Annotated in this window: 27 protein-coding genes; 12 read left to right on the forward strand and 15 right to left on the reverse strand. The window is 70.1% G+C overall.

Going from position 1 to position 24,669, the window contains the following annotated elements; translation table 11 throughout:
* Positions 1–161 precede the first annotated feature (161 nt).
* Genes ACFY2X_RS09425 through ACFY2X_RS09440 form a run of 4 tightly spaced genes read right to left on the reverse strand, consistent with a single transcriptional unit; the run spans position 162 to position 1,973 of the window.
* Positions 162–794, reverse strand: a complete 633-nt coding sequence (locus ACFY2X_RS09425) for a DsbA family protein (protein ID WP_389934860.1) — start codon at positions 792–794, stop codon at positions 162–164.
* The gene (locus ACFY2X_RS09430) at positions 791–1,267 is read right to left on the reverse strand and encodes a nucleoside deaminase (RefSeq protein ID WP_389934863.1); all 477 of its coding nucleotides are present in this window, start codon (positions 1,265–1,267) and stop codon (positions 791–793) included. The genes ACFY2X_RS09425 and ACFY2X_RS09430 overlap by 4 nt, the downstream gene beginning before the upstream one ends.
* A gap of 5 nt (positions 1,268–1,272) precedes the next feature.
* On the reverse strand, positions 1,273–1,593 hold the full coding sequence (locus ACFY2X_RS09435; RefSeq protein WP_389934866.1) for a DMT family transporter: 321 nt from the start codon (positions 1,591–1,593) through the stop codon (positions 1,273–1,275).
* 35 nt (positions 1,594–1,628) lie between these two features.
* A complete protein-coding gene (locus ACFY2X_RS09440) occupies positions 1,629–1,973 on the reverse strand; it encodes a DMT family transporter (protein ID WP_389934869.1) in 345 nt (114 codons plus the stop codon).
* 86 nt (positions 1,974–2,059) lie between these two features.
* On the opposite strand from ACFY2X_RS09440, the gene ACFY2X_RS09445 reads away from it, so the two are divergent.
* Positions 2,060–2,485, forward strand: a complete 426-nt coding sequence (locus ACFY2X_RS09445) for a MarR family winged helix-turn-helix transcriptional regulator (protein WP_389934871.1) — start codon at positions 2,060–2,062, stop codon at positions 2,483–2,485.
* Between the two features lie 99 nt (positions 2,486–2,584).
* Here the strand turns inward: ACFY2X_RS09445 and ACFY2X_RS09450 are convergent, their stop codons facing one another.
* Positions 2,585–3,322 (reverse strand): helix-turn-helix domain-containing protein, encoded by a 738-nt coding sequence (locus tag ACFY2X_RS09450; protein WP_389934874.1) that lies wholly within the window; start codon positions 3,320–3,322, stop codon positions 2,585–2,587.
* 80 nt (positions 3,323–3,402) lie between these two features.
* Positions 3,403–5,919 (reverse strand): DNA translocase FtsK, encoded by a 2,517-nt coding sequence (locus ACFY2X_RS09455; protein ID WP_389934876.1) that lies wholly within the window; start codon positions 5,917–5,919, stop codon positions 3,403–3,405.
* 209 nt (positions 5,920–6,128) lie between these two features.
* On the opposite strand from ACFY2X_RS09455, the gene ACFY2X_RS09460 reads away from it, so the two are divergent.
* Both ACFY2X_RS09460 and ACFY2X_RS09465 read left to right on the forward strand, forming a co-directional pair.
* Positions 6,129–7,043 (forward strand): sugar kinase, encoded by a 915-nt coding sequence (locus ACFY2X_RS09460; protein WP_389934878.1) that lies wholly within the window; start codon positions 6,129–6,131, stop codon positions 7,041–7,043.
* A 118-nt stretch (positions 7,044–7,161) separates the two neighbouring features.
* Positions 7,162–7,698, forward strand: coding sequence for an NUDIX hydrolase family protein (locus ACFY2X_RS09465; RefSeq protein ID WP_389934880.1), 537 nt, complete (start codon positions 7,162–7,164; stop codon positions 7,696–7,698).
* A 90-nt stretch (positions 7,699–7,788) separates the two neighbouring features.
* On the opposite strand, the gene ACFY2X_RS09470 is transcribed toward ACFY2X_RS09465, so the two are convergent.
* Together ACFY2X_RS09470 and dapA are read right to left on the reverse strand one after the other, a co-directional pair.
* On the reverse strand, positions 7,789–9,474 hold the full coding sequence (locus tag ACFY2X_RS09470; protein ID WP_389934883.1) for a ribonuclease J: 1,686 nt from the start codon (positions 9,472–9,474) through the stop codon (positions 7,789–7,791).
* A gap of 155 nt (positions 9,475–9,629) precedes the next feature.
* On the reverse strand, positions 9,630–10,556 hold the full coding sequence (gene dapA, locus ACFY2X_RS09475) for a 4-hydroxy-tetrahydrodipicolinate synthase (protein WP_389934885.1): 927 nt from the start codon (positions 10,554–10,556) through the stop codon (positions 9,630–9,632).
* A gap of 484 nt (positions 10,557–11,040) precedes the next feature.
* Between dapA and ACFY2X_RS09480 the strand changes: the two genes are divergently transcribed.
* Together ACFY2X_RS09480 and ACFY2X_RS09485 are read left to right on the forward strand one after the other, a co-directional pair.
* Positions 11,041–11,772 (forward strand): GntR family transcriptional regulator, encoded by a 732-nt coding sequence (locus ACFY2X_RS09480; RefSeq protein ID WP_389934888.1) that lies wholly within the window; start codon positions 11,041–11,043, stop codon positions 11,770–11,772.
* A 25-nt stretch (positions 11,773–11,797) separates the two neighbouring features.
* Positions 11,798–12,097, forward strand: coding sequence for a molybdopterin-binding protein (locus ACFY2X_RS09485; protein ID WP_389934891.1), 300 nt, complete (start codon positions 11,798–11,800; stop codon positions 12,095–12,097).
* 54 nt (positions 12,098–12,151) lie between these two features.
* Here ACFY2X_RS09485 and ACFY2X_RS09490 read toward each other — a convergent pair whose 3' ends face one another.
* Entirely contained in the window at positions 12,152–12,724 is a 573-nt protein-coding gene (locus ACFY2X_RS09490; RefSeq protein WP_389934893.1) for a molybdopterin-dependent oxidoreductase, read from the reverse strand.
* 108 nt (positions 12,725–12,832) lie between these two features.
* On the opposite strand from ACFY2X_RS09490, the gene ACFY2X_RS09495 reads away from it, so the two are divergent.
* The 5 genes from ACFY2X_RS09495 to ACFY2X_RS09515 all read left to right on the forward strand — a co-directional run bounded on the left by ACFY2X_RS09495 (position 12,833) and on the right by ACFY2X_RS09515 (position 16,315).
* Complete coding sequence (locus ACFY2X_RS09495) at positions 12,833–13,243, forward strand: molybdopterin-binding protein (protein WP_389934896.1); 411 nt, start codon at positions 12,833–12,835, stop codon at positions 13,241–13,243.
* Positions 13,244–13,253: 10 nt separating this feature from the next.
* Positions 13,254–14,066: a molybdate ABC transporter substrate-binding protein gene (gene modA, locus ACFY2X_RS09500; protein WP_389934899.1), complete on the forward strand. Its 813-nt coding sequence runs from the start codon at positions 13,254–13,256 to the stop codon at positions 14,064–14,066.
* A gap of 145 nt (positions 14,067–14,211) precedes the next feature.
* A complete protein-coding gene (locus ACFY2X_RS09505) occupies positions 14,212–15,042 on the forward strand; it encodes an ABC transporter permease (RefSeq protein ID WP_389934902.1) in 831 nt (276 codons plus the stop codon).
* Positions 15,039–16,070: an ABC transporter ATP-binding protein gene (locus ACFY2X_RS09510; RefSeq protein WP_389934905.1), complete on the forward strand. Its 1,032-nt coding sequence runs from the start codon at positions 15,039–15,041 to the stop codon at positions 16,068–16,070. The genes ACFY2X_RS09505 and ACFY2X_RS09510 overlap by 4 nt, the downstream gene beginning before the upstream one ends.
* On the forward strand, positions 16,067–16,315 hold the full coding sequence (locus tag ACFY2X_RS09515) for a hypothetical protein (RefSeq protein WP_389934907.1): 249 nt from the start codon (positions 16,067–16,069) through the stop codon (positions 16,313–16,315). The genes ACFY2X_RS09510 and ACFY2X_RS09515 overlap by 4 nt, the downstream gene beginning before the upstream one ends.
* A gap of 138 nt (positions 16,316–16,453) precedes the next feature.
* On the opposite strand, the gene ACFY2X_RS09520 is transcribed toward ACFY2X_RS09515, so the two are convergent.
* Together ACFY2X_RS09520 and ACFY2X_RS09525 are read right to left on the reverse strand one after the other, a co-directional pair.
* Complete coding sequence (locus ACFY2X_RS09520) at positions 16,454–17,305, reverse strand: MerR family DNA-binding transcriptional regulator (RefSeq protein ID WP_389934909.1); 852 nt, start codon at positions 17,303–17,305, stop codon at positions 16,454–16,456.
* A 284-nt stretch (positions 17,306–17,589) separates the two neighbouring features.
* Positions 17,590–19,140: an FAD-dependent monooxygenase gene (locus tag ACFY2X_RS09525; RefSeq protein WP_389934912.1), complete on the reverse strand. Its 1,551-nt coding sequence runs from the start codon at positions 19,138–19,140 to the stop codon at positions 17,590–17,592.
* Positions 19,141–19,214: 74 nt separating this feature from the next.
* Between ACFY2X_RS09525 and ACFY2X_RS09530 the strand changes: the two genes are divergently transcribed.
* The gene (locus ACFY2X_RS09530) at positions 19,215–19,865 is read left to right on the forward strand and encodes a TetR/AcrR family transcriptional regulator (RefSeq protein ID WP_389934915.1); all 651 of its coding nucleotides are present in this window, start codon (positions 19,215–19,217) and stop codon (positions 19,863–19,865) included.
* Positions 19,866–19,894: 29 nt separating this feature from the next.
* Here the strand turns inward: ACFY2X_RS09530 and ACFY2X_RS09535 are convergent, their stop codons facing one another.
* The 4 genes from ACFY2X_RS09535 to ACFY2X_RS09550 all read right to left on the reverse strand — a co-directional run bounded on the left by ACFY2X_RS09535 (position 19,895) and on the right by ACFY2X_RS09550 (position 23,559).
* Positions 19,895–20,500, reverse strand: a complete 606-nt coding sequence (locus ACFY2X_RS09535) for a TetR/AcrR family transcriptional regulator (protein ID WP_389934917.1) — start codon at positions 20,498–20,500, stop codon at positions 19,895–19,897.
* A complete protein-coding gene (locus tag ACFY2X_RS09540; protein WP_389934918.1) occupies positions 20,488–22,005 on the reverse strand; it encodes an FAD-dependent monooxygenase in 1,518 nt (505 codons plus the stop codon). The genes ACFY2X_RS09535 and ACFY2X_RS09540 overlap by 13 nt, the downstream gene beginning before the upstream one ends.
* Before the next feature lie 295 nt (positions 22,006–22,300).
* A complete protein-coding gene (locus tag ACFY2X_RS09545; protein WP_389934921.1) occupies positions 22,301–22,567 on the reverse strand; it encodes a hypothetical protein in 267 nt (88 codons plus the stop codon).
* Between the two features lie 254 nt (positions 22,568–22,821).
* A complete protein-coding gene (locus tag ACFY2X_RS09550) occupies positions 22,822–23,559 on the reverse strand; it encodes a type 1 glutamine amidotransferase domain-containing protein (protein WP_389934924.1) in 738 nt (245 codons plus the stop codon).
* A gap of 379 nt (positions 23,560–23,938) precedes the next feature.
* On the opposite strand from ACFY2X_RS09550, the gene ACFY2X_RS09555 reads away from it, so the two are divergent.
* Positions 23,939–24,625, forward strand: coding sequence for a RadC family protein (locus ACFY2X_RS09555; protein ID WP_389934927.1), 687 nt, complete (start codon positions 23,939–23,941; stop codon positions 24,623–24,625).
* Positions 24,626–24,669: the final 44 nt, after the last annotated feature.

Here is a 24,669-nt window from a genome sequence, read left to right on the forward strand (position 1 = left end):
ACGTGGGGGGGGGGGGGGGGGGGGGGGGGGGGGGGGGGGGGGGGGGGGGGGGGGGGGGGGGGGGGGGGGGGGGGGGGGGGGGGGGGGGGGGGGGGGGGGGGGGGGGGGGGGGGCCGGGGGGGGGCCGCCGGCCGCGCCCCCCCCCCCCCCCGCCGCGGGATTCAGCATCCGCTGATCCCGCAGGCCGCTCCCGCCCGCGGCCGGGGCAGCGCGTCCTCGACGGCCCTGCGGAGCTCTCCGGCGTCGGGCACGCCCTCGACGCGGTGACGTCCGCCGACGAGGATGGTCGGGACCACCGTGATCTCGCGCGCCTGGGCCTGGCCGAGGGCTGCCTGGTGGGCCTGGCGATAGGTGCCGCCGTCGAGGGCGGCGCGGTAGTCCTGCGCGGGCAGGCCGAGCTCGGCGGCCAGCCCGGTCAGCACGTCCGGGTCGCCGATGTCCAGCCCGTCCTGGAAGAACGCGCGCAGTATCCGATCGTTGTAGGCGGTGCCGAGGCCGTGCTCCTTGGCGTACTGATAGCCCTCGAAGGCGAGCCTGCTGTACGGCTGGGGCGACACCGCGGGCAGGTGGATGTCAACGCCCATCCGCCGCGCCATCGGGTAGACCACGCGCTGCCAGACGCCTTGCAGGTAGTCGCCCTCGGGCCGCAGTGCCGGGACCGGCTCGGCGCGCAGCTCGAACGGCATCCACTCCACCTCGACGTCCAGGCCGTCGACGGCCTCGTCGATGGGCTTCTTGGCCAGCAGGCAGAACGGGCAGACATAGTCGGACCAGATCTGCACGTGGACGCTCATCGCGTGTTCCTCCAGGCGGCGAACGGGGCTTGAGAGCCCGGGATCGGCAGGTGCTCGACAGGGATGTCCCACCTCTCGGGCGGGACGGCGAACAGGGAGTAAGAGGAGGCGTAGTCGAAGCCGGCGGCCGCGGCGGCGTGCCGGTCGGCGGCGAAGACGATGCGGCCGACGCCCGACCACAGGGCGGCCACGTAGCACAGGGGGCAGGGCTCGCCCGAGGCGATCAGGGTGGAGCCGATGAGGGCGCCCGTGCCGTGCCGGCGGGCGGCGTCGCGGATGGCGACGACCTCCGCGTGGGCAGTCGGGTCCCGATCGGCGCGGACCCGGTTGACGCCGGATCCCAGGACGGTGCCCGCGTCGTCGACGACGAGCCCGGAGAAGGGGATCCCGCCCGCCTCGACTTCGGCGGTGGCCAGGTCGACGGCCTGGGTGAGGCGGTCGGTGAGCCAGCTGGGGGTGGTGGAGCCCGGCATGGCGGTCAGATCCCGGCGGCGAGCTTGAGCAGGATGACGCCGCCGATGATCGAGGCGAAGGAGGCGAGCTTGGCCGGGGTGATCTTCTCCTTGTAGATCAGCGCACCGAGGACGACGGTGCCGATGGAGCCGATGCCGGTCCAGATGGTGTAGCCGACACCGACGTCCAGGGACCTCAGGGCCAGGCTGAGGGTGAAGATGCCGCCCGCGGCGGACAGCAGGGTGAAGACGGAGGGCCACAGCCGGGTGAAGCCCTGGGTGGCGTTGGTGCCGAGCGCGAAACCGATCTCGAAGACGATCGCGATGGAGAGGTAGATCCAGGCCATGATGCTTCTTTTCTTGGGTGAGATGTGTGGGGTTGTCAGGCGGCGGTGGGCTCGCTCTTGGAAAGGCGGTCGGCGAGCTTGAGCCCCAGCACGCCGCCGATGATCAGCACGAAGGCCAGGATCTTCCACGGATTGATCGACTCACCGAAGATGACCGTGCCGAAGATGACCGTGCCGACCGAACCGATGCCGGTCCAGACGGTGTAGCCGACACCCACGTCCAGCGTCTTGAGCGCCAGGCTGAGGAAGAAGATCCCGCCCGCGGCCGCGGCCACGGTCAGCAGGGACGGGCCGAGCTGGGTGAATCCTTCGGTGGCGTTGGTGCCGAGCGCGAAGACGACCTCGAAGACAGCCGCGATGAGCAGGTAGATCCATGCCATGTCGGAACTCGTTTCCTCAGATATTTGCTTGTACATGCATAGTCTGTACATACATGTAGAGTGGCTGTCAACACGAAGGAGAATCGATGGCGACGATCGACGACGACATGTGGGTCGGGGTGGTCCGGCTGCACGCCCGGGTGGAGCGTGAACTGGCCGACGCACTCCAGCGACACGGCCTGGGCCTGTCGGAATATCGGGCGTTGTGCCATCTGTCCACGGCCGCGGACGGCGAACTGCGCATGCAGGAGCTGGCCGATCTGCTCGGCCTCAATCAGAGCTCGGTGACCCGCCTGGTGGCGCGGCTGGAGGCGGCCGGGCTCACCCGCCGCGACCTGTGCGCCAACGACCGCCGCGGCGTCTACACGGTCATCACCGAGGAGGGCCGGGCCAGGAAGAACGGAGCCGGCGGCACCTACGAGGAGACGCTGACCGCCGCCCTGGACCGGGCCGCCGTAGAGGGGCTCGGCCCCGCGGTGACGGCGCTCCGGGCCTCGGCCCAGCCCGCGTGATCGGGTGGTTCGACGACCGGATCGACTCGTCCCGCTTCGCCGGCCGGAATCATGACGCCACGCTCACCGACGGTGTCGGCGAGGTCTCGCCGACGACCCCTAAGGGGTCGGGTTGCCGTAGGAGCGGCTGACGGCCTCTCCCGAAGGACCGGGGGCCCCGATGTCCTTTCCGTTCAGCTGCAGCGAGACGGCTCCCCCATCGCTGAAGGAGACCCGCATCCCCCTCTTCGCCTGCCACACGGAGGTCTTGCCCTCCTCCAGCGTGCCCGAGAAGATCTTGTGACCGACCGCGTCCTTCACGTCGAGCCAGGACGAACGCGTCGCCTTGGCCTGCAGGACGATCAGATCGCCCTGCTTGGCGGCGGACAGCGAAGCCGCCTTGCGCGCCGCGTCGGCCGCACCCTTCGAGGACGCCGACGGCGCCCCCGGACGGACGTCGGCCGTGGGCGTTTCGTCGGTCCCGCCCATCATCTTCACCACGCCGAAGATCACAATGATGCCCAGCGCGACCGCCATGGCGGTCGTCCAGTTGGGCGAGCGGCTCTCCCGGATCTTGATGGGCTTCTCGGCCTGGAACACGCTGGCCGCCCGCACCGGCAGCGGCACACCCCCGTGCAACTCGTCGTACGAGTGCACCATGGCCTCGGGATCCAGCCCGATGACCTTGGAGATGTTGCGGACGTGCCCTCGCGCGTAGAAGTCTCCCCCGCACAGGGAGAAGTCGTCGCGCTCGATCGCGTGGATCAGCGCCTCACGAATGCGCGTGCGCGCGCTCAACTGCCCGACGGTCAGTCCCGCCGCCCGACGTGCCTCCGCCAAACTGCTACCGATGCTCATGTCGCACGCCCTTCAGCCCCCGACGCTGCGTAGTGAGTCCTATTCAATCAGTAATGGGAGGGAAGTCGTACGGCGGGGGGTCATTCTCCACGCAAGTCAGCCAGAAGCCCGGGAAGTTCGTCAGGCTTGACCATCACCTCTCGCGCCTTTGAACCTTCGCTCGGGCCGACCACGTTTCGGCTCTCCAGCAGGTCCATCAGGCGGCCCGCCTTGGCGAAGCCCACCCGCAGTTTGCGCTGGAGCATCGAGGTCGAGCCGAACTGGGTGGTCACGATCAGCTCGGCCGCCTGGATCAGCAGGTCGAGGTCGTCGCCGATGTCCTCGTCGATCTCCTTCTTCGAGGAGGCCACGGCCGCCACGTCGTCGCGGTATTCGACCGTCATCTGGGCCTTGCAGTGCGCCACGACCTCGGCGATCTCCTTCTCGGAGACGAAGGCGTTCTGCAGTCGCATGGGTTTGCTCGCGCCCATCGGAAGGAACAGCGAGTCACCCTGGCCGACCAGCTTCTCGGCACCCGGCTGGTCCAGGATGACCCGGCTGTCGGCGAGGCTGGAGGTGGCGAACGCGAGCCGGGACGGCACGTTGGCCTTGATCAGGCCGGTGACGACGTCCACCGACGGGCGCTGGGTGGCGATCACCAGGTGGATGCCGGCGGCGCGGGCGAGCTGGGTGATGCGGACGATGGAGTCTTCGACGTCGCGCGGGGCGACCATCATCAGGTCGGCGAGCTCGTCCACGATCACCAGCAGATACGGATAGGGCTGGTAGACCCGCTCGCTGCCCGGCGGCGGCACGAGCTTGCCCGCGCGCACCGCCTTGTTGAAGTCGTCGACGTGCCGGAAGCCGCTGGCCGCCAGGTCGTCGTAGCGGCGGTCCATCTCGCCCACCACCCACTCCAGGGCCTCGGCCGCCTTCTTGGGATTGGTGATGATCGGCGTGATGAGGTGGGGGATGCCCTCGTAGACGCTGAGCTCGACCCGCTTGGGGTCGACCAGCACCATCCGGACCTCGTCGGGGGTGGCGCGCATCAGGATCGAGGAGATGAGGCCGTTGACGCAGACCGACTTACCGGCGCCGGTGGCACCCGCGATGAGCAGGTGCGGCATCTTGGCCAGGTTGGCCACGATCGTGCGGCCTTCGACGTCTTTGCCCAGGCCGACGATCATCGGATGGTGGTCGGCCTGGGCCACCTGGGAGCGCAGGATGTCGCCCAGCGACACGAGATCCTTGTCGGTGTTCGGGATCTCGACGCCGATCGCCGACTTTCCGGGAATCGGGCTCAGGATCCGGACATCTGCCGACTTGACCGCGTAGGCGATGTTCTTGGTGAGCGCGGTGACCTTCTCGACCTTGACCGCCGGGCCGAGCTCGATCTCGTAACGCGTCACCGTCGGCCCACGGGTGAACCCGATGACCTGGGCGTCGATGGCGAACTGCTCCATCACGCTGGTCAGCGCGTTGACCACGACGGTGTTGGCCTTGGTCTGGGGCTTGGGCGCGGTGCCCGAGCGCAGGACCTGGACGTCCGGCAGGATGTACGGCCCGCTCTGCGACGAGAGCACGAGCTGCTCCACCTTGCGCGGCGCCGGGGTCGGCTCGGGCGGCGCGGGCCGCGGGGCCGGAGCCGGCGGCTCCTCCTCCGCCATCCCGGGCACGATCTCCAGTGACTGGTCGGCGGGTTTGCTCTGCGCGTCGGTGACGAGCGGGGTGTCGTACGGCCTGACGTTGTCGCCGACCTCCGACTGCTCGCCCGGCTTCTTGCGCGCCGGGCGCTTCCTTGGCTCGCGAGACCTGGCCGGGAGGTCTTTGTTGAAGAGCATGTGCCTGATCTCGGCCAGCCGCTCCGGAATCCGGTGCACCGGGGTGGCGGTGATCACCAGGACGCCGAAACCCGACAGGATCAGCAGCAGCGGGATGGTGATGAACGCGGGCAGGATGCTCGCCGGAGGCGCCGAGACGATGAAGCCGATCATGCCGCCGGCGGCCGACACCTTGTCCATGCCGTCGGAGCCGCCTCCCGACGGGTACGGCGTGCCGTGCACGACGTGCACGATGCCGAGCACGCCGACGGTGAGCGCGGACCACCCGATGCTCATCCGGCCGGTGTCGGCGTTCTGGTCCGGGTGCCGCAGCAGCCGCCAGGCCAGCAGCGCCAGCAGGATCGGGATCAGCCAGGCCAGCGACCCGAACACGCCGTGCATGACGCTGTTGACCACCGTGGAGACCGTGCCCGTGGTCTCCCGCCAGGTCATCGCGGCCAGCACGATCGCCCCGGAGAACACCGCCAGGCCGAGCCCGTCGCGGCGATGCACCGGGTCCAGCTCGCGCGCGTTCTTCCCCAGCGCGCGCGCCGCGCTCCCGATGCCACCCGCGAGCAGCATCCAGATCCCCATGAACAACTTGCCGATCATGGTGAAAACCCAGCCGATCGGGTCCTGGTTCGGCGCCGCGGGCCTGCGGGCCGAGGTCGTGCTCCTCGCCCGCGCGGCGGACGCCCGCTTCGCGGGAGCCGTACGGGGTGCGGTGGATCCGGACCGGCCAGAGGACCCCTTGGCAGAGGTCTTACCTGAGGCGCCTTTAGACGTACGGGTGGCCATGCTAGTGAGGCTAACGAGACGGATGGTGGATCGCGCGGAGGCTCGCCGGAGATGCCCGCGGCGGCTTCCGGCGCCGCGGCGGCGAACTCCCGGCGCCGTCAAGGACACCCCCGAGCTCGGCTCGGCAGTGATCCCGGGCATACCGGCCTTCGTTCCACGTTGTGGCACAACTTAAGATCGCATCCGTTGCATGGAGCAAAGGAGCCGTCGTGGACGTGGTCGTACTGGGCGAGCCGCTCGTGGAGTTCTCCGCGGACCAATCCCTGCCCGAGGCAGAGACCTTTCACCTGTCCTTCTCCGGTGACGCGCTCAACGCCTCGGTGGCCGCGGCCGCGCAGGGCGCGCGGGTGGCGCTGGTGACCCGCGTGGGAAGCGACGAGTTCGGCGAACGCCTGATCCGCTTCGCCTCCGGGCACGGCGTGGATCCGCGGTGGATGATCCGGGGAGAGGGCGCGACGGGCGCCTACGCGGTCGGAGCCGACCCGTCGGGCGAGCGGTCCTTCGCCTACCTCCGGTACGGCAGCGCGGCCTCACGCATGGACCGGACGGACGTGGACCGCTCCCCGATCGCGGAGAGCCGTGTGGTCCTGCTCAGCGGCATCACCGCGGCGATCTCCGGCTCGTGCGGTCAGGCCGTACGACACGCGGCCGAGACGGCCTCGGGGCGGGTCGTCTACGACCCGAACTTCCGCCCGCGCCTCACCACCCCGGAGGCCGCCGCCGCGGTCCTGCGGGACGTCGCCCCGCACGCCGCCCTGATCAAGATCTCCTGCCCGGGCGACGGTGGCGCGCTCGTCGGCCTCACCGACCCCTCCGAGGTCGCCCGCGCCTGTCTCGCCATGGGGGCCGCGGCCGTGGCCGTCACCCTCGGTGAGAACGGCGTGCTGCTGGCCGAGTCAGGAAGGGAGCCGGTGCGGATCCCGGTGTTCCCCGCGGAGCGGGTCGTCGACCAGACAGGGGCGGGAGATGTCCTCGCGGGCACGGTCTGCGCGTTCATGTCGCGGGGCGCCTCCCTGGACGTCGCCGTCCGCGCCGGCATGGCGGCCTCCACGATCAGCCTCTCCGGCCGGGGAGGGACCGGAAGACCGGCGACGCGGGAGGAGGTGGAGAACCTGTTGCGTTGACGGAGCCGGATGCGGTGGCGTGCCGTACCTCCATCCCGTTGTGGGACGCCGAAAGGCGGCGGGCGTGTCGGGCGGATCACCGCATCGCCGGGATCGGGCCGGGAAGTACGATCAGCGGGTGACTGAAAAGACCGAAACCGTGCCTGGATGGCTTTCCCCGGAAGAGCTGGAGTCGGCGCGGGGGCGGATGCCGATCCTCTACATCGACGCCGTGCCTGTGCGAGTCGACGACACCGGTGTGGTGACCAGCGTCGGTCTGCTGCTGCGCATCACACCAGAAGGAACAGTCAGCCGGGCCCTGGTCTCCGGGCGGGTTCTCCACCACGAACGCGTCCGCGACGCGCTGCTGCGCCATCTGGAGAAGGACCTCGGCCCCGTGGCACTGCCCCACGTTCCGGCCTCCCCGCAGCCGTTCACGATCGCCGAGTATTTCCCGACGCCGGGCGTCACCCCGTATCACGACCCGCGCCAGCACGCCGTGTCCCTCGCCTACATCGTCCCGGTGGCCGGCGACTGCCGTCCCCGCCAGGACGCTCTCGACCTCGACTGGTTCACGCCGGAAGAGGCGGCCTCCCCGCTGGTGCAGCAGGAGATGGCCGGCGGGCAGGGTGTTCTGCTGAAGCAGGCCCTCGCGCACGTCGGCCGTCTTCCCTGAACGGCCGGCTCCCAGGCGGGTCGCAAGGATGCCTGAGCACCTGGGTGCGGACCCGGTGAGGTCCCCACCCAGGCGGGAGCCGTCTTCCCGTCAGACCTCGATCACCACGGGGACGATCATCGGCCGGCGACGGTAGGTGTCGCTCACCCAGCGCCCCACGGTCCTGCGGATCACCCGGCGGATCTGCTGGATCTCGACCACCCCGTCGGCCGCGTTCTCCTCCAGGGCCTTCTCGATCTGCGGGAGGACCTCCATCAGCCGGTCGGGGTCGATTCCCGATCCCCGGGCGTGGATCTCCGGACCGCCGGCCAGCTTGCCGTTGGCGGTGTCGACCACCACGACGATGGAGATGAATCCCTCCTCGCCCAGGATCCGCCGGTCCTTCAGCGCGAAGTCGGTGACGTCGCCCACGGAGGTGCCGTCCACGTAGACGTAACCGGCGGGAACCGCGCCCACGATCTTCGCCCGGCCGTCGACGAGGTCCACCACGACCCCGTCCTCGGCGATCACGATGTGGTCCTCGGGCACCCCGCTCTCGGCGGCGATCTTGGCGTGCGCCCGCATGTGGCGCCACTCGCCGTGCACCGGCATGAAGTTGGACGGCCGGGTGACGTTGAGCAGGTAGAGCAGCTCGCCCGCGGCGGCGTGGCCGGAGACGTGCACCTTCGCGTTGCCCTTGTGCACCACGCGGGCGCCCCAGCGGACCAGCCCGTTGATCACCTTGTTGACGGCGCTCTCGTTGCCGGGCACCAGCGAGGAGGCCAGCAGCACGGTGTCGCCCTCGGTCACCCGGATCGGGTGGTCGCGGTTGGCCATGCGTGAAAGCGCGGCCATCGGCTCTCCCTGGGAACCGGTGCAGATGAGCACCAGGTCCTCCGGCGGGTAGGTCTCGATGTCCTTGGAGTCGATGATCAGATCCGGCGGCACGTCGAGGTAGCCGAGGTCGCGGGCGATGCCCATGTTGCGCACCATGGAGCGGCCGATCAGCGCGACCTTGCGGCCGTGGTGCGCCGCGGCGTTCATGACCTGCTGGACGCGGTGGACGTGGGAGGCGAAGCTCGCCACGATCACCCGCTTGTCCGCGGTGCGGATCACCTCGTCGATGACCGGCGCGATCTCCTGCTCGCTGGTGACGAAGCCCGGCACCTCGGCGTTGGTCGAGTCCGACATCAGCAGGTCGACGCCCTCGGCCCCGAGCCTGGCGAACCCGCCCAGGTCGGTCAGCCGCCCGTCCATCGGCAGCTGGTCCATCCGGAAGTCCCCGGTGTGCAGCACGATGCCCGCCGGCGTCCTGATCGCGACGGCCAGCGCGTCCGGGATCGAGTGGTTGACCGCGAAGAACTCCGTCTCGAACGGCCCGAACCAGCGCCGCTCCCCCTCGACGACCTCGACCTTGACCGGCTGGATACGGTGCTCGGTGAGCTTCGCCTCGACCAGTGCCAGCGTCAGCTTCGACCCCACGATCGGTATGTCACGACGCTCGCGCAGCAGGTACGGCACGGCACCGATGTGGTCCTCGTGACCGTGGGTCAGCACCAGGGCCTCGACGTCGTCCAGGCGGTCCCGGATGTAGTCGAAGTCGGGCAGGATCAGGTCGATGCCCGGCTGGTCGGGCTCGGGGAACAGCACTCCGCAGTCGACGATCAGCAGACGACCGTCGTACTCGAACACCGCCATGTTCCGGCCGATCTCACCGAGACCGCCCAGCGCGACGATGCGCAGCGCGCCTTCGGGAATCGCCGGAGGCGGCCCGAGTTCGGGGTGGGGGTGACTCATTCGGCCGCACCTCTCTTGCAGGCGTCGGCGGTTCCCCCGGACGGCAGGACTGCTCCCTCGCCAAGCACTCCGATCTCCAGCGGACCGCTATGTCCTCTGTTGTTCAAACTCCCTTTCCTCCCCACTGCGGCCGATGCCGGCCGCCACGTTCCTTCTCATGACACAACCCCGTCGGACAGCTTCACGCCGCCCGCGATCAAGTCTTCTCTCAGCCGCGCGATCTGCCCCTCGGTGGCCTCCACCAACGGCAGTCGCGCCGGTCCCGCGGATCGCCCCACCAGGGTCAGCGCCGCCTTGGCCATGATCGCACCACCGGCCTGCGTCATGATCCCGGAGACCACGGGCAGCAGCCTGCGATGGACGGCCAGCGCGCCGGACACGTCGCCCGAGCGGTACAGCTCCATCATCCTGGCGATCTCCGCGCCCACGACGTGCCCGATGACGCTGACGCATCCGGCGGCCCCGACCGACAGCCATGGCAGGTTCAGCGTGTCGTCGCCCGAGTAGAAGGCCAGGTCGGTGGCCGCCATCACCTGCGATCCGGCGAACAGGTCGGCCTTGGCGTCCTTCACGGCGACGATCCGCTCGTGACGGGCCAGCCGCAGCAGGGTGTCGACCTGGATCGGCACGCCGCTTCGGCCCGGGATGTCGTAGAGCATGACCGGCAGGCCGGTGGCGTCGGCCACGGCGGTGAAGTGGCGGTAGAGCCCCTCCTGCGGCGGCTTGCTGTAGTACGGCGTCACCAGCAGCAGGCCGTGGGCTCCGGCGCGCTCGGCGGTCCGGGCCAGCTCGACGCTGTGGTGGGTGTCGTTGCTGCCCGCTCCGGCCACGACGGCGGCACGATCGCCGACCGCCTCCACGACGGCGCGCAGGATGCGCTCTTTCTCATCGTCGGAGGTGGTCGGGGACTCACCCGTCGTGCCACTCACGATGAGGCCGTCGTTGCGCTGCTCGTCCACCAGATAGGTGGCCAGACGCTGCACTCCTTCGTAGTCGACCGCGCCCTGGCCGGTGAACGGCGTGACCATGGCGGTCAGCATGCGGCCGAAGGGTGCGTCGGAGGTTCCAGTTGGCGCTGCCATAGACCGAACGGTACCTGGATCCCTGGAGACGGTGGACCTCGCCACCCCGCCTAGCCTCCGTACACCGATGGACCCATGAGCGAATATTCCCCCGTGATGCCCTGATGCACACCCTGCGAGGGGGTATGTCGTGGCGGGCGGTCCGGCTCCGGGGCCGCAATCCCGGGGGCCGCGAGAACGACGGCTGAACTATGTCCCATATGTCAATCAACAAGAGGTAACAGGTCTCATGTCGGCTTAGCGGGGCCGGCGATTCCGCACGCATGAAAGAGGCCGCCGATATGTGCTCGGGGGTACACACATCGGCGGCCTCTCCCGTTGAATCGGGGCTCCTTACGCGGGCGTTACACACCCCCTGAGATATTTTTAACCACTTTCCCGGAGGCCCTCTCAAAGTTGGAGCTCCAAATTGCCTCCATTACCCTGAGTTGTCTTCCGAATACGACAGGATGGGATGACGCCTGCCGAACTCAGGGATGGACACGTGGCAACCTCCGATCCTGTCTACCTGCGCGTCGTCGCCGACATCCGCCGCCAGATCGTCGACGGCTCTCTTCCTCCCGGCGCGCCGATCCCCTCCCGCGCCCAGCTCACCCGCAAGTACGGCGTGGGCGAGACCGCCGCCCGCCACGCACTGCGCGTGCTCGCCGCCGAAGGCCTGATCGTCGGCCGTGTCGGCTCCGGCCACTACGTCCGCGCCCAGCCCGTGTTGCTACCGCTGCACCGCTGGCGCCTCCCCGACCACCACGCCCCCCTCGGCGCCGACATCCAGCCGCAGGGCACCCGCGCCTCCTGGGAGCGCCGGGCCGAACCGGCCGAGGCCACCCCCGACATCGCCCAGCGCCTGCGCCTGGGCGACTCCGCCCCGGTGACCCGCACCCACTACGTCTTCCGCGGCGACGGCAAGCCGGTCCAGCTCGCGACCTCCTACGAGCCCGCCGAGTTCAGCGAGCCCGCCGCCGAAGACGACCCCCGGGGCCTCATCGCCCGCCTGTCCGCTCTCGGGGTCAAGATCACCGAAATAGTGGAGCAGGTCTACACCCGCGTCCCCCAGCCCGCCGAGAGTGACGCGCTCGCCCTGCCTGCGGGCGTCCACGTCCTGCATGTCGAGCGCACCCACTGGGCCGGCGACCGGCCGGTGGAGACCAGCGACATCGTCATCCCCGGCGACCGCTTCCGCCTGGTCTACGCCCACCCCCTGCAACCTCAGAACTGACCCGGAAATCGACGCTCATGACGCCGTGTCGCCTCTCATGGCGTTCCACCAGGTCATCTACCGTCGAAAGAACGCGCCGGGAGAGCCGGCGACGATCTCGGCCAAGGGGAGCGTCATGCGACTGAGCGCGCGCAACAAGATTCCGGCCCGGGTTACCGCCATCACTCATGGCGAGGCGACGGCCAACGTCGAGCTGGATGCGAGCGGAGTGCGCCTGGTGGCCTCGATCACCGTGGAGGCCGCACGGGAGCTGGGCCTGTCGGAGGGCAGCAAGGTGGTCGCGGTGGTCAAGGCATCCGACCTGATCGTGGCCGTCGAAGACTGATGGGACCGCGGTGGCGGCCCGAACGGGCGCCGGCGCCCGCCACCGCGTCCGGGGTCAGCCGCGCCGGTTCACGAGGGCGTCGGCGTTGCCGACGTCGACGCGAGCGACACCGCTGACATACCGGCCGCCCTTGACGTCACCGGGGACGACCAGGCGCGGGCCTTGCCCGTCCAGCGACTTGCCGTCCTCGCTGACGGCCAGCAGAACCTTCTTTCCGGAGAAGGCCGGATCGAGTTCGGCCCAGGAGACGGCCGCGCGGTAGCCGTCGGAGCCGGTGGCCACTGCAAAGAAACGCAGCTGGTCGTTTTTGACGTCGGCGTCGAAGCGCGGCTCGGTCAGGCTGAGCACGTCCAGCAGCAGGGGCCCGGTGAAGGTGTGCTTCTCGGGGCCGTGGGAGGTCCGGTAGCGGACGCGGACGGTGTGCTGGGGCAGGGCGCGCAGCCGTGCCGCGGTGAAGGAGCGAGGATGATCGACGTCTCCGCGGACCTTGACGGGTGCCGCGTGCGGGGCCTGGTGAGCCACGGTGGCGACGGCGGTGCCGGTGCCGGTGCCGGTGAGCGACACAATCATGGCCAGCAGCAGGGCTGTGACAGCGTGCCTGCGCCGCCGGTGCGAACGGGGGGACATCAGCACTCTCCGATCTCTCATGTGCGATGCGAACACGGTAGATCACGTCGCTGTTGCCATGGGATGCGGGTGAGACAGCCTGAATGTGCGAAGGTATGGTGATTGTTCGTGACGACGTTTCGGATCAGCGAGGCCGCCGCGCTGCTGGGGGTCAGCCCCGACACCGTCCGCCGGTGGATCGACGCCGGTCGACTTCCGGCCCGCCGGGACGAGCACGGCCACCGGATGGTGGCCGGTGTGGATCTGGCCGCGTTCGCGCGCTCCCAGATCGAGGCCGAGAACGGTTCGGGACACTCCTCGGCGCGTAACCGCCTGCGCGGGATCGTGACCGAGGTGATCAAGGACGCGGTGATGGCCCAGGTGGAGATCGCCGCCGGGCCGTACCGGGTCGTCTCGCTGATGAGCCGCCAGTCGGCCGACGAGCTGGGCCTGGAGGCGGGGGTGGTGGCGGTCGCCGTGATCAAGTCCACCAACGTCGTCGTGGAAATCGCCGACCACACTCGCACTGTGAGTCAGTAAGGAGCCCCTGTTGTTCACGCGTCTGTCCCGATGGGCCACCACGGTCCCCATCGCCCTCGCGCTGGCCGCCGGTCTGTCCGGCTGCGGCTCCAGCGGGCAAGCCGTCCCCGCGGGCACCTCTCCGGCCGCCTCCGCTTCCTCCGGCAACGGGGCCACGACGTTGACGGTGTTCGCCGCCGCCTCGCTGACCGGCACGTTCACCGAGCTGGGCAAGTCCTTCGAGGCGGCCCATCCAGGGACGACGGTGAAGTTCAACTTCGGCTCCAGCGCCACGCTGGCCCAGCAGATCACCCAGGGCGCGCCCGCCGACGTGTTCGCCGCGGCCAGCCCGGCCACCATGAAGACCGTCACCGACGCCTCCCTGGCCTCCAGCCCGACCACATTCGTGCGCAACAAGCTGGAGATCGCCGTGCCGGCCGACAACCCGGCCAAGGTCGACGACCTGAAGGACCTGGCCGATCCGAAGGTCAAGGTCGCCCTGTGCGCCCAGCAGGTGCCCTGCGGGGCGGCGGCGGTCAAGGCGCTGGAGGCGGCCGGGCTCAAGGTCACCCCGGTCACCCTGGAGCAGGACGTCAAGGCCACGTTGACCAAGGTCGAGCTCGGCGAGGTCGATGCCGCCCTGGTCTACAAGACCGACGTGCTGGCCTCCGGGGGCAAGGTCAAGGGCATCGACTTCCCCGAGGCCGACAAGGCGATCAACGACTACCCGATCGCCGCCCTGTCCAAGGCGCCCGCGTCCGACACGGCCAAGCAGTTCGTCGACCTGGTCCTGTCCGCTCAGGGCAAGGACGTGCTGACCAAGGCCGGCTTCGAGGCCCCCTGAGCGAGATGAAGCCCCTGCCGGCTTCCCGCGTTCCCGGCGACGCCAGGCGTCGCCGGGAACGCGGGAACCATGGACGAGACGGAGCCGTGGACATCCCTCACCGCACGGCTATCCGGTCCGCTGCCGCATGCTCGAAGGTGTGGCGATGACGCGGATGACAGCCGTACGGCCAAGCCGCGCCGGCGAACCCGGCGCCGCAGGCCGCGTCCCGTGGATCCTCCTGGTCCCGGCGGTGCTCGGCATGGCCTTCCTGGTGCTGCCGCTGGCCGGGCTGGTGGTGCGCGCCCCCTGGTCCACGCTGGCCCAGCGGCTGGCCGAGCCGCAGGTGCTGGAGGCGCTGCGCCTGTCGCTGGTGACCGCGACCCTGGCCACGCTGACGTGCCTGCTGCTCGGCGTGCCGCTGGCCTGGTTGCTGGCACGCGTCGCCTTCCCCGGCCGCCGCCTGGTGCGGGCCCTGATCACCGTCCCCCTGGTGCTGCCCCCGGTGGTGGGCGGCGTCGCCCTGCTGCTCGTGCTGGGACGGCGCGGCATGATCGGCCAGTGGCTGGACACCGCCTTCGGCGTCACCCTGCCGTTCACCACCGCCGGGGTCGTGGTCGCCGAGGCGTTCGTCGCCATGCCGTTCCTGGTCATCAGCGTGGAAGGCGCGCTGCGCGCCGCCGACCTGCGATTCGAGGAGGCCGCCGCCACCCTGGGGGCCTCCCGCTGGATCATCTTCCGCCGCGTCACCCTGCCCCTGGTCGCACCGGGCATCCTGGCCGGAGCCGTCCTGTGCTGGGCTCGCGCCCTGGGCGAGTTCGGCGCCACCATCACCTTCGCCGGCAACTTCCCCGGGCAGACCCAGACCATGCCGCTGGCCGTCTATCTCGCCCTGGAGACCGAACCCGAGGCGGCCATCGTGCTCAGCCTCGTCCTGCTGGCCGTCTCCGCCCTCATCCTGGCCAGCCTGCGCGACAGGTGGGTGGGCAGCTCATGATCCTGCGCGCGCACCTCATCGTCGAACGTCCCCGTTTCCGCCTGGACATCGACCTCACCGTCGCCTCCGGCCAGGTCGTCGCCCTGCTCGGCCCCAACGGCGCGGGGAAGACCACCGCGCTACGCGCCCTGGCCGGGCTCACCGCCCTGTCGGACGGCCACATCACCCTGGACGGCGACCCCCTTCACACGGTCGCCGCCGAGCGCCGCCCGATCGGCATGGTCTTCCAGGACTACCTGCTCTTCCCGCACCTGTCCGCACTGGACAACGTCGCCTTCGGACCCCGCTGCCGCGGCGCTTCCAAAGCCGACGCGCGCCGCGGCGCGGCCGCCTGGCTGGAGCGCGTCGGCCTGGCCGAGCACGCGACCGCCAAGCCCCGGCACCTGTCGGGCGGCCAGGCCCAGCGCGTCGCCCTGGCCCGCGCTCTGGCCGCGGAGCCCCGCATGCTGCTGCTGGACGAGCCGCTGGCCGCGCTGGACGCCCACACCCGGCTGGAGATCCGCTCCCAGCTGCGCCGGCATCTGGCCGACTTCGACGGCGCCACCGTCCTGGTCACCCACGACCCGCTGGACGCCATGGTGCTCGCCGACCTGCTGGTCGTCGTCGAGAACGGCGCCATCGTCCAGCAGGGCACCCCGGCCGAGGTGGCCCGCCGTCCCCGCACCGACTACGTCGCCCGCCTGGTCGGCCTCAACCTCTATCGGGGCATCGGCGACGGTCAGCACGTCAAGGTCGACGGCGTGCTCTTCAGCGTCGCCGAACACCTCGACGGTCCCGTGTTCGTCGCCTTCTCACCCAGCGCCGTCGCCCTCTACCGCACCCGTCCGGACGGCACCCCCCGCAACCTGTGGCAGGCCAGGATCGAGGGAATCGAACGGCACGGCGACAACGTCCGCATCCACCTCGACGGGCCGATCATCGCCTCTGCCGACGTCACCCCCGCCGCCGTCGCCGACCTCGACCTGAGTCCCGGCCAGGAGGTCTGGGCCGCGGTCAAGGCGACCGAGACCCACGCCTATCCCGCATGAACGGCCACCTATCCCACAACGCCATCTGCCTGGGCGGTCCCTGCCACGGCATGCTCACCCACATCGACCAGGACATCGGCACCCTCACCGTGCCGGTTCCGCGCCGCTCGTCCGAGGAACCCGAAACCAGCGCCCGCTATCGCGTCACCCGCGAACGCGTGCACCACCCCTGCCGGGCGGAGCCGTTCATCGCCCTGTACTGGGCCGACCAGCCCGCCTCTATGTGCCCTTGCGAGCAGGAGTAGCCGGAAGGCGTTCCGTTCCGTGGTCCGCTGTTCCCGATCGGGCGAGCGTGGTTCGGGTGACGATCTGGGTCCGGGTCCGACACCACCGGGCCGGCACGACGGCCACACCGCCGAAGCCTCGGCCGCGACCGAGGTGATTCACTCAGGCCCTCGGTTCACCGTTATCGCGACCTCCATCCCCACGACCTCTCCCTGCTCCATCAGCCCGATCTGGCGCAACCGGGACAGGTCCACGCCCACGCCGCGCTCTTCCGCCGTGGTGAGCAACGCGAGCACGGCCGGATGCGTGACGCCGTCGACGACCGTCACCGGGTCGTCGAATCGCCAGCGCACCACCAGTTCGGGCGAGTCCTCGACGGTGCCGGTCTCGACCGTCCATCCCGGCATCGACCATCCGGCGGGCAGCGGATGGGCGACCGGCCAGCAGCACAGGAGCTCGATCTCGGTGTCACTGTCGGACGCGGCCCGGAAGGCCGACCAGAACGGCCCGGTCGGGGCGTTGCCGGTCGCCGCCAGCGCCTGCCACAGCGCACCGAACCCCTCATCGGCCCGCTCGTTCGCACCGTCGATGTCTTCGGCGGAGTCGCCGTCGTGCGGCACCGGCAACACGACGCCCGCCCAGTGCTGCCGCGCCGCCCGGCGCTCCTCCACCTGCCAGTCGTGACGGCCCTCGCCGCTCAGCAGCCGGTCGAGGGCGTCGAGTGCGGCGTCCTGGCGTTCCCGCTCCGCGAGCACCCGGGCGCGGTGCTCGGCGAGCGCCCCGGCGGCCTCGGAAACCTCGCCCAGGAGCCGGGGGGCGTCGGCCAGCGGAACGCCGGCCGCGCGCAGTGTCTTCAGCCGGATCGCCGGCTCGAACTGGGACGCGCTGTAGCGCCGGTGCCGCGACCACGGGTCGACCGAGGTCGGCTTCAGCAGGCCCTGTTCGTCGTAAAGGCGCAGCGCCTTCAGACTCAGTCCGGTCAACTCCGCGAATTCGCCGATGCTCATCATGGAGCCAGTGTGGGACCTCCCCCAGGGGCAGGATCCACTTCTCCACCGTGCCGGTCCCCCGAGATCGCGATTACCGGGCAAGGGTCTCGTCGCGCAGCCGCCGGTCTCTCGTCGGCCTCTGTCCGTTGGCTCCTCCTCGGATCCGGAGGTACGGCAGGCGCCCCGGGGGATGGCCCGGCGGCCTGCCGTACCTCCGGATGGAAGGTCGGTTGCCCTGGGGCGGGCCGGGCAGGGCTGAGGCTCCACCCGGCCCGCTCGCAGTCGACCCGGTCTACCGGATCACCTCATCGGTGTCCCGCGCCCGCCACGGCGGGTGCGCCGAGCCAGGCCGACAGGGCGGTCTTCAGCGAGCCGGGCTCCACCTGGCCGGTGTCGGCGGCCCAGGCGACGACGCCGTCGGGCCGCACGAGAAGCCCGGCCAGCCCGGGCCGCTCGGGCGAAGCCGTCGTGACCGCCTTCAGCCGGTCGGTGTAGCCGTCGGCCAGGGCCCGCAGCTCTCCGGCCGGGTCCAGCAACAGCGCCCTGCCCTCGTGGAGGTGGTCGGCGAGCCTGGACCCGTCGGCCAGTTCGAGGTCCGGTGCGCTGCCGCCGATCAGCGGGTGATCGCCGGGAAGGTCGTGGCGCTGCCACACCCCGGAGATCATCTTTGCGAAGTACGTGGTGCCGGCGACGGTCTCCGTCAGCCGGCTCACCACCGCGCGAAGCGCCCTGGCGTGGGGGTCGGGGCGCATCAGCGCGATCTGGGCCCGCGTCCAGTCCAGCACCCAGGCGCCGATCGGGTGGCGTTCGGCGGTGTAGGTGTCCAGCAGCCCCTCGGGGGCCCAGCCGCGCACGGTGGCGGCGAGCTTCCAGCCCAGGTTCACGGCGTCGCCGAGACCGAGGTTCAGGCCCTGGCCGCCGAAGGGCGAGTGGACGTGGGCGGCGTCGCCGGCCAGCAGCACCCGGCCGCGCCGGTAGGTGGTGGCCTGGCGGGCGTTGTCGGTGAACCGGGTGGCGGTCTTGACCTTGGTGACGGTGACGTCGGCTCCGCTGACGTTCCTGATCGACGCCTGTATCTCCTCGGCGGTGATCGGGACGTCCTTGTCGACCGGTGTGCCGCCGAACTCCACGGTGAGGACGCGGCCGGGCATCGGGCCGTGCGCGTAAATGCCGGTGGGGGTGGCCTGCCAGCCCGCTCCCAGTGCCTCGGAACCCTCCATCTCCACCATGGCCTGGTGTGCGGTGATCTCCGGCTCGGTGCCGGGGAAGTCGAAACCGGCGAGTTTGCGGACCGTGCTCCTGCCCCCGTCGCAGCCGACCAGCCAGCGGGCGCGGACCGGCTCCGCACTCGTCGTGACGGTCACCCCGTCGGCGTCGGCCTCGAAACCGGTCAGCTCGACGCCCCGGCGCACCTCGATCCCGAGCTCGGCGGCGCGCTCGGCGAGGAGGCCCTCAAGCTGCTGCTGGTTGATCAGGCCGACGCCGTCGGCGGGGCCGTGCCCGTTCAGGTCGGGGTCGGATGAGTCGAACCGGTCGGCGCTGAGCTGGATCCCCGCGAAGTGACCGGCGAACCTAGGCGGCGCCGGGACGGACTTCCCCTCGGGGAGCCGGGACCGCATGAACGCGGCGAACTGCTCCATGTTCCGCTCCTGGGCCTTCCGCAGGGCGGGCAACAGGCCACGCCGGTAGAGCGCCTCCACGCTCGGGGTGTTCAGCGCCCCGGCCTTGATCGTGGGGTCCATCTGGGTCAGCCGTTCCAGCACCAGGACCGAGGCGCCACCGATCCGCAGCTCGCAGGCGAGCATCAGGCCCACGGGGCCGCCCCCGGCCACCACAACGTCGACGTCGTATGACATACCGTCTCCCAAAATCAGTACCGTCAATAAAAACTTACTTCGACTATAAGTTTTTATCAACTATAGTGACCTTCGTGAGCAACGAGCCCGGCCTCCGCGAGCGGAAGAAGCAGCAGACCCGCAAGGCGATCTCGGACGTGGCCTCCGGCCTCTTCCTCCAGCGAGGGTTCGACAACGTCACGGTCGCGGAGGTGGCCGAGGCGGCCGACGTCTCGACGAAGACGGTCTTCAACTACTTCCCGCGGAAGGAAGACCTCTTCCTGGACCGCTTCCCCGAAGCCGTCGAGCTGATCACCCGGACGATCCGTGAGCGCCCCGCGGGCGAGGAGCCGCTGGCCGCGCTGCGGCGCCTGCCGCCGGAGCTCCTGCGGCAGCGTCACCCGCTGGGCGGCATCGGTGACGGCTACCAGTTCTTCTGGCAGGTCATCCTGGACTCCCCGGCCCTGCAGGCTCGGGTCCGGGAGTGGGTGGAAGAAGTGGAGAACCTGCTCGGCTCGCTGTTCGCCGAGGCCACCGGAGCCGACCCCGAGGACCCATGGCCCAAGGTGACCGCGGCGCTGGTCGTCTCGGCCTATCGCGCGGCCTACGTCTTCGCCGCCCGGAGACTCCTCTCCGGCGAGCGCACCGACGTCGTCATCAACGACCACATCGCCCTGCTGAACCGCTCCTTCGACTCCCTGGAACGGGCGCTGATCCCCTTCGAAGGCTCCCCGGGCAGGCCCTGACGCCCGCACGCGGCCGGAGCGCCGGCGGATCAGCCCGCGGGCGCCCGGTATCCCATCTGGCGCAACAGGGTCCGCAACCGGTGCGCGATCTGCTCGGCGGTCACTTCATCCTCACCCCGGAGAAGCACGAATCCGATCGCGCTGGAGAGGACGTCCTGTATCGCGACCGGGTCGGTGCCCGGCGGGAACAGGCCCGCGTCGACGGCCTGCCGTACGGTGTCCGCGAGTGCGGTCAACCGCGGCTGAAGGTATCGCTCGGTATAGGCCTTCACCAGTTTCGGGTAGTCCACCGAGGCACCGATGACCCGTGCCATCAGTGCCCGGAACCGGGGCCGGCTCAGCAACTCGGCGATGAACTCGACCAGCTCGTCGATGGACCGCCCGGTCGCGTCGGTGTCGGTGCCGGCGTCCACGTCGACGTCGGCGCTCCGGGCGTATTCGAGCGCGGCCATCAGGAGGTCTTCCTTCGACTGCCAGCGCCGGTAGACGGTCAGCTTCGCCACACCGGCGCGCTTGGCGATCGCCTCGATGCTGGCGCCGCCCGCACCGCGTTCGATCAGCAGGTCCAGCGCGGCGTCCAGGATCGAGGCGTCGTTACCGGGGTCGCGCGGGCGGCCGCGGTCTACGCCGGCCACAGCACCTGATTTAGCCATGCGGACAGTCTGTCTGGTGCCGGATGACCGCGCCAACCGATGTGCCCGTCGGGGCGGATCAGCAGGACGTCGCGTGACCTGGTCTCCACCGGCACCAGCGTGATGACCAGGTCGGCGCCCAGCTGCGCGGCGGCGGCCTCGGCGTGCCGGGCGGCCTCGTCCCGGTCACCGGCGAGCACCGCCCAGCACCCGGATATCGCCGCGTGCAGCGTGACCTCGGTGCCATCGGGGCGCAGGCACGCGAGGTCGGGCATCCGGTCGCCAGGACGCAGGCCTGGCATCCACCGGCGTGAGGTGGGGGCCAGCGCCCTGCCCCGGTAGCTGATGCCGAGCTGGGACGCGGCCAGCCACAGCCGGCGCTGTACGGCGGGCAGGCGGAAGACCGGCAGAACCACCTTGTCGCGTACCAGCCGTTTCCACGGGTTGTCGGGCAGCATGATGTCCACCGCGGTGCTGGTGGCCCTCAGCACGTTGCGGGCCAGCGGGCGCCGTTCCGCCTCGTAGGTGTCGAGGAGTCGCTGGTCGGCGCTGCCGCGGGCGACCAGCACCAGCTTCCAGGCGAGGTTCTCCGCGTCGCCCAGGCCGGTGTTCTGGCCCTGCCCTCCGCTGGGGCTCTGGATGTGGGCCGCGTCTCCGGCCAGCAGGATCCGGCCGCGACGGTAGGTTTCGGCGAGCCGACGGTGGATCCGGAACTCCGAGGCCCAGCAGACATCGGTGACCGTGTCCAGGCTCGTCCCGCTGCGGCGGGCGAACTCGCCCAGCACCCGTTCGGTGATCTCGCTGTCGGAAAGGTGGTCAGGCAGGTCCGCCGGTGGTTCGGCGAACACGCGCCACGTGTCGTCCGGCAGCGCGGTGATCGACAACATGTGGCTGGCGTCCATCCAGGTCGTGCTGCCGTTCCTGTCGTACGGCCAGCGGGCTTCGACGTCGACCATCAGCAGGCGTTCGATGAGCTTGCGGCCGGGAAAGGCGATCCCGGCGAGCTTGCGCACCATGCTGTGGGCGCCGTCGCAGCCGATCAGCCAGCCGGCCTCGATCTGCCGCTCGGTGCCGTCACCCGTGGTGACGGTGGCGGTGACGCCCTTGTCGTCCTGCTCCGCGCCGACCAGCCGGTTGCCCCATTCGATGTCGCCGCCCAGCTCGCGAAACCGTCGCCGGAGCGTGCCCTCGATCTCGGCCTGCGAGATGAGCAGCGTCTGCTTCGGCTGGTCGGCCACGGCCTGGCCGACTTGGAAGCGCAGAACGGTGCGCGACCCCTCGTTGTAGGACATGTTGAGCGAGGTCTGTGACCGTTCCGGCAGGTCCCCGAGCGCGCCGATGCGTTCCAGCACCTCCATGCCACGCGGTTGCAGGCCGAGAGCTCGCGAGGTGGTGGCGGGGCCGCCGGCGGCGTCGACGACCCGGACGGCGATGTCGTGCAACGCCAGATGGATGGCCAGTGCCAGCCCCGTGGGACCGGCACCGGCGATGAGTACCGTGTCTGTCATTTAATAAACGGTACCGTACCGATTACTAAATCGCCATCCATCACCCGAACCTCGTGAGCCGGCGTCAGCCTGGACCCGCAAGGGGACTATGACCGCACGATGTGTGGTGATTCATGTGAGTAATGCGATGCCGCGTCAGGCCCGAAGCCCCCACGGCGGACATCTTTGGCGCAGGCCGTGATGGCGGCGCCGCCGAGAACGAGGCCCGCGCAGCCCCACAGCACAGGCCGTACCCCGGCCGGCCCGGCCAGGGGATCGATGACGGCATAGGCGACCGGCATCAGAAGGGTGCCGATCATCGCGTTCGTCGCGAGAATCCAGCTGACCGGTCAGGCGGGATGACGGCCTGGAGACAGGAGGTCCAGCCGACCGGCTGGAGCGTGCCCGCGGCCCCGGTCGCCGCGGCGGCTACGGCGATCACGGCAAGGGCGCCCCAGCGGCCATGCTCGCCATCCACATACACCGAGCCATGTCCCCGGCGGTGCTCACCCGCCAGGGACAGCCCTACCAGCGAGGGCCCCGGCCCATCGCTGCACAACACCGCCTCGGCCAGCTCGAACACGGCGTCCGCCCGCGCGGTCAGGCAGTCGTGGAACTCGGTCCGGAAGCGCGCCAGCTCCCGTTAGAACTCAGCCAATGCGTCAGCGATTGTCTGGATTCCGATGGCACGCTCACGGAGGTACAGCAAAACCTGCTCAAGGTCCGCACAAGCGAGCTTGAGCAACATCTGCGATCACGGGATCTCCTGCAGGTCGTTCGGCATACCGAGGTGGCATCCGGCCTGCGGCAGATCCAAATAATGAGGGCCGAGCCGCCCTACTGACCGAGTGCCTCGATCACGAGCCGCGCCGCGGCCACGCCGGAATACTGCTGCTGGCCGGTGACGAGCAGGCCGTCTCGCACCGCATGGGGCCGGAATCGGCCGTGCACGATGAAGTTGGTGTCCGGCAGCTTGCGGGCCTCCGTCTCGATGCGGAACGGCTGAATCTGCTGCCCGACGTACGCGTCGGCGTAGTCCTCCTCGGAGTCGGCGAAACCGGTCCACGTCTTACCGGCGACGAGTAGTTCGCCGTTCGACAGCCGTGTCTTGAGGAGAATGCAGGTGGCGTGGCAGATCACGCCAGTGATCTTGCCTGCCTCGTAGAACTCCGCCGCCAGGTCATGGACGCGCTTGTCGGAGTAGAACGTGTACATCGGTCCCTGGCCGCCGACGAAGAGCACCGCGTCGTAGTCGTCGACCGAGACCTCCGCCAGGGGGAGGGTCTCCTCGACAAGCCGCATGTGGTCAGGCGAGTTGACGAAGCCCAGCGTGATCAGGTCGGTCGCCGAATATTTGGATTCGTCGCGGGGGTCGCTCCAGCTGTCCGCCACAAGCGCTCCTCCATCGGGGCTGGCCAGCACGACCTGGTAGCCCCGCTCGGTGAACTCCCAGTACGGGTGGGTCAGCTCCGACCACCAGAATCCGATCGGCCACCCGGTCTGCCCAGATGTGGCAGGGTTGGACGCGATCATAAGGATCTTCCGATTGGTCATCGTGTCAACATTCGCGCTCATGCTAGTGACTCCTTCGCATTTAGATTGGGCTATGTAATCATGTAATCATGGCGATGGACTAGCTGTTCGATCAAGGAAAAGGATCATCACGACCTCCACCGGCGACCCGCGCGTCGACGCCTACATCGACGCCACGCCCACCCAGGTCCGGGAGGTGTTGGCCGACCTGCGGAACCGGCCGGCCTGTTCTTCAGCGCCGACAAGCTCCGCACCGGCCACGACCGCTATCTGGCCGCCCTCAAGACCGAGCTGACCAAACGACCCGCGGCGCAACGCTGACGCGTCGGCACGTCCCCTCCTCCCAAGCCGGAATGTCGGAGCCCCTTGGTACAACCGACCTGGTTTCCCGAGTCGGAGGTGCCGATTGCGTGTCAAGGACATGCCCCCCAACGACCAGCCTCGCGAGCGGCTTCTGGCGAGCGGTGCGGCCGCGCTGGCCGACCGGGAGCTGCTCGCCCTGCTGATCGGCTCGGGGAGCCGGGGTGCCAACGCGGTAGAGCTCGCCTCCCACCTGATCGCCCACTGCGGCGACCTGCGCGGCCTGGCCCGCTCCGACGCCCACCGCCTCATGACCGTTCCCGGGATCGGCCCCGCGAAGGCCGCCAGGGTCGTCGCCGCCTTCCATCTCGTACGGCAGGCGCAGTCGGAGCCGGAGCGGCGCCGGATCACCTGCTCGGGAGACCTGGCCGCCGTCGCCTCCCCGCTCCTGCGCGGCCTCAGCCACGAGCGCGTGGTCGTCGTGGTCTGCGACCCGAGCGGCGCGGTGACCCGCAGGGCGATCGCCGGCGAGGGCGGCAGCGACCACGCACCGGCTCCCGTCCGGGAGATCATCACCACCGTCCTCACCTCCGGCGGCTCCTCCTTCGGCCTGGCCCACAACCATCCCAGCGGCTCCCTCGATCCCAGCCCGGCCGACCTGGAGGTCACCGCCCGGCTGCGCGAGGCGGCCGAGACGGTCGGTCTCCGCTTCCTCGACCACGTGATCGTCACCGACACCGCCTGGCGCCGCATCCCCTTTGACCGCTCCCACCCGGCGTCGCCGCCGCCCGGCTGCGATCCCCCTTGACCGCTCCCACCCCGGCGTCGCCGCCGCCTGACGGCGATCCCGCT

Source organism: Streptosporangium sp. NPDC000396 (assembly GCF_042898655.1).
Classification (GTDB): domain Bacteria; phylum Actinomycetota; class Actinomycetes; order Streptosporangiales; family Streptosporangiaceae; genus Streptosporangium.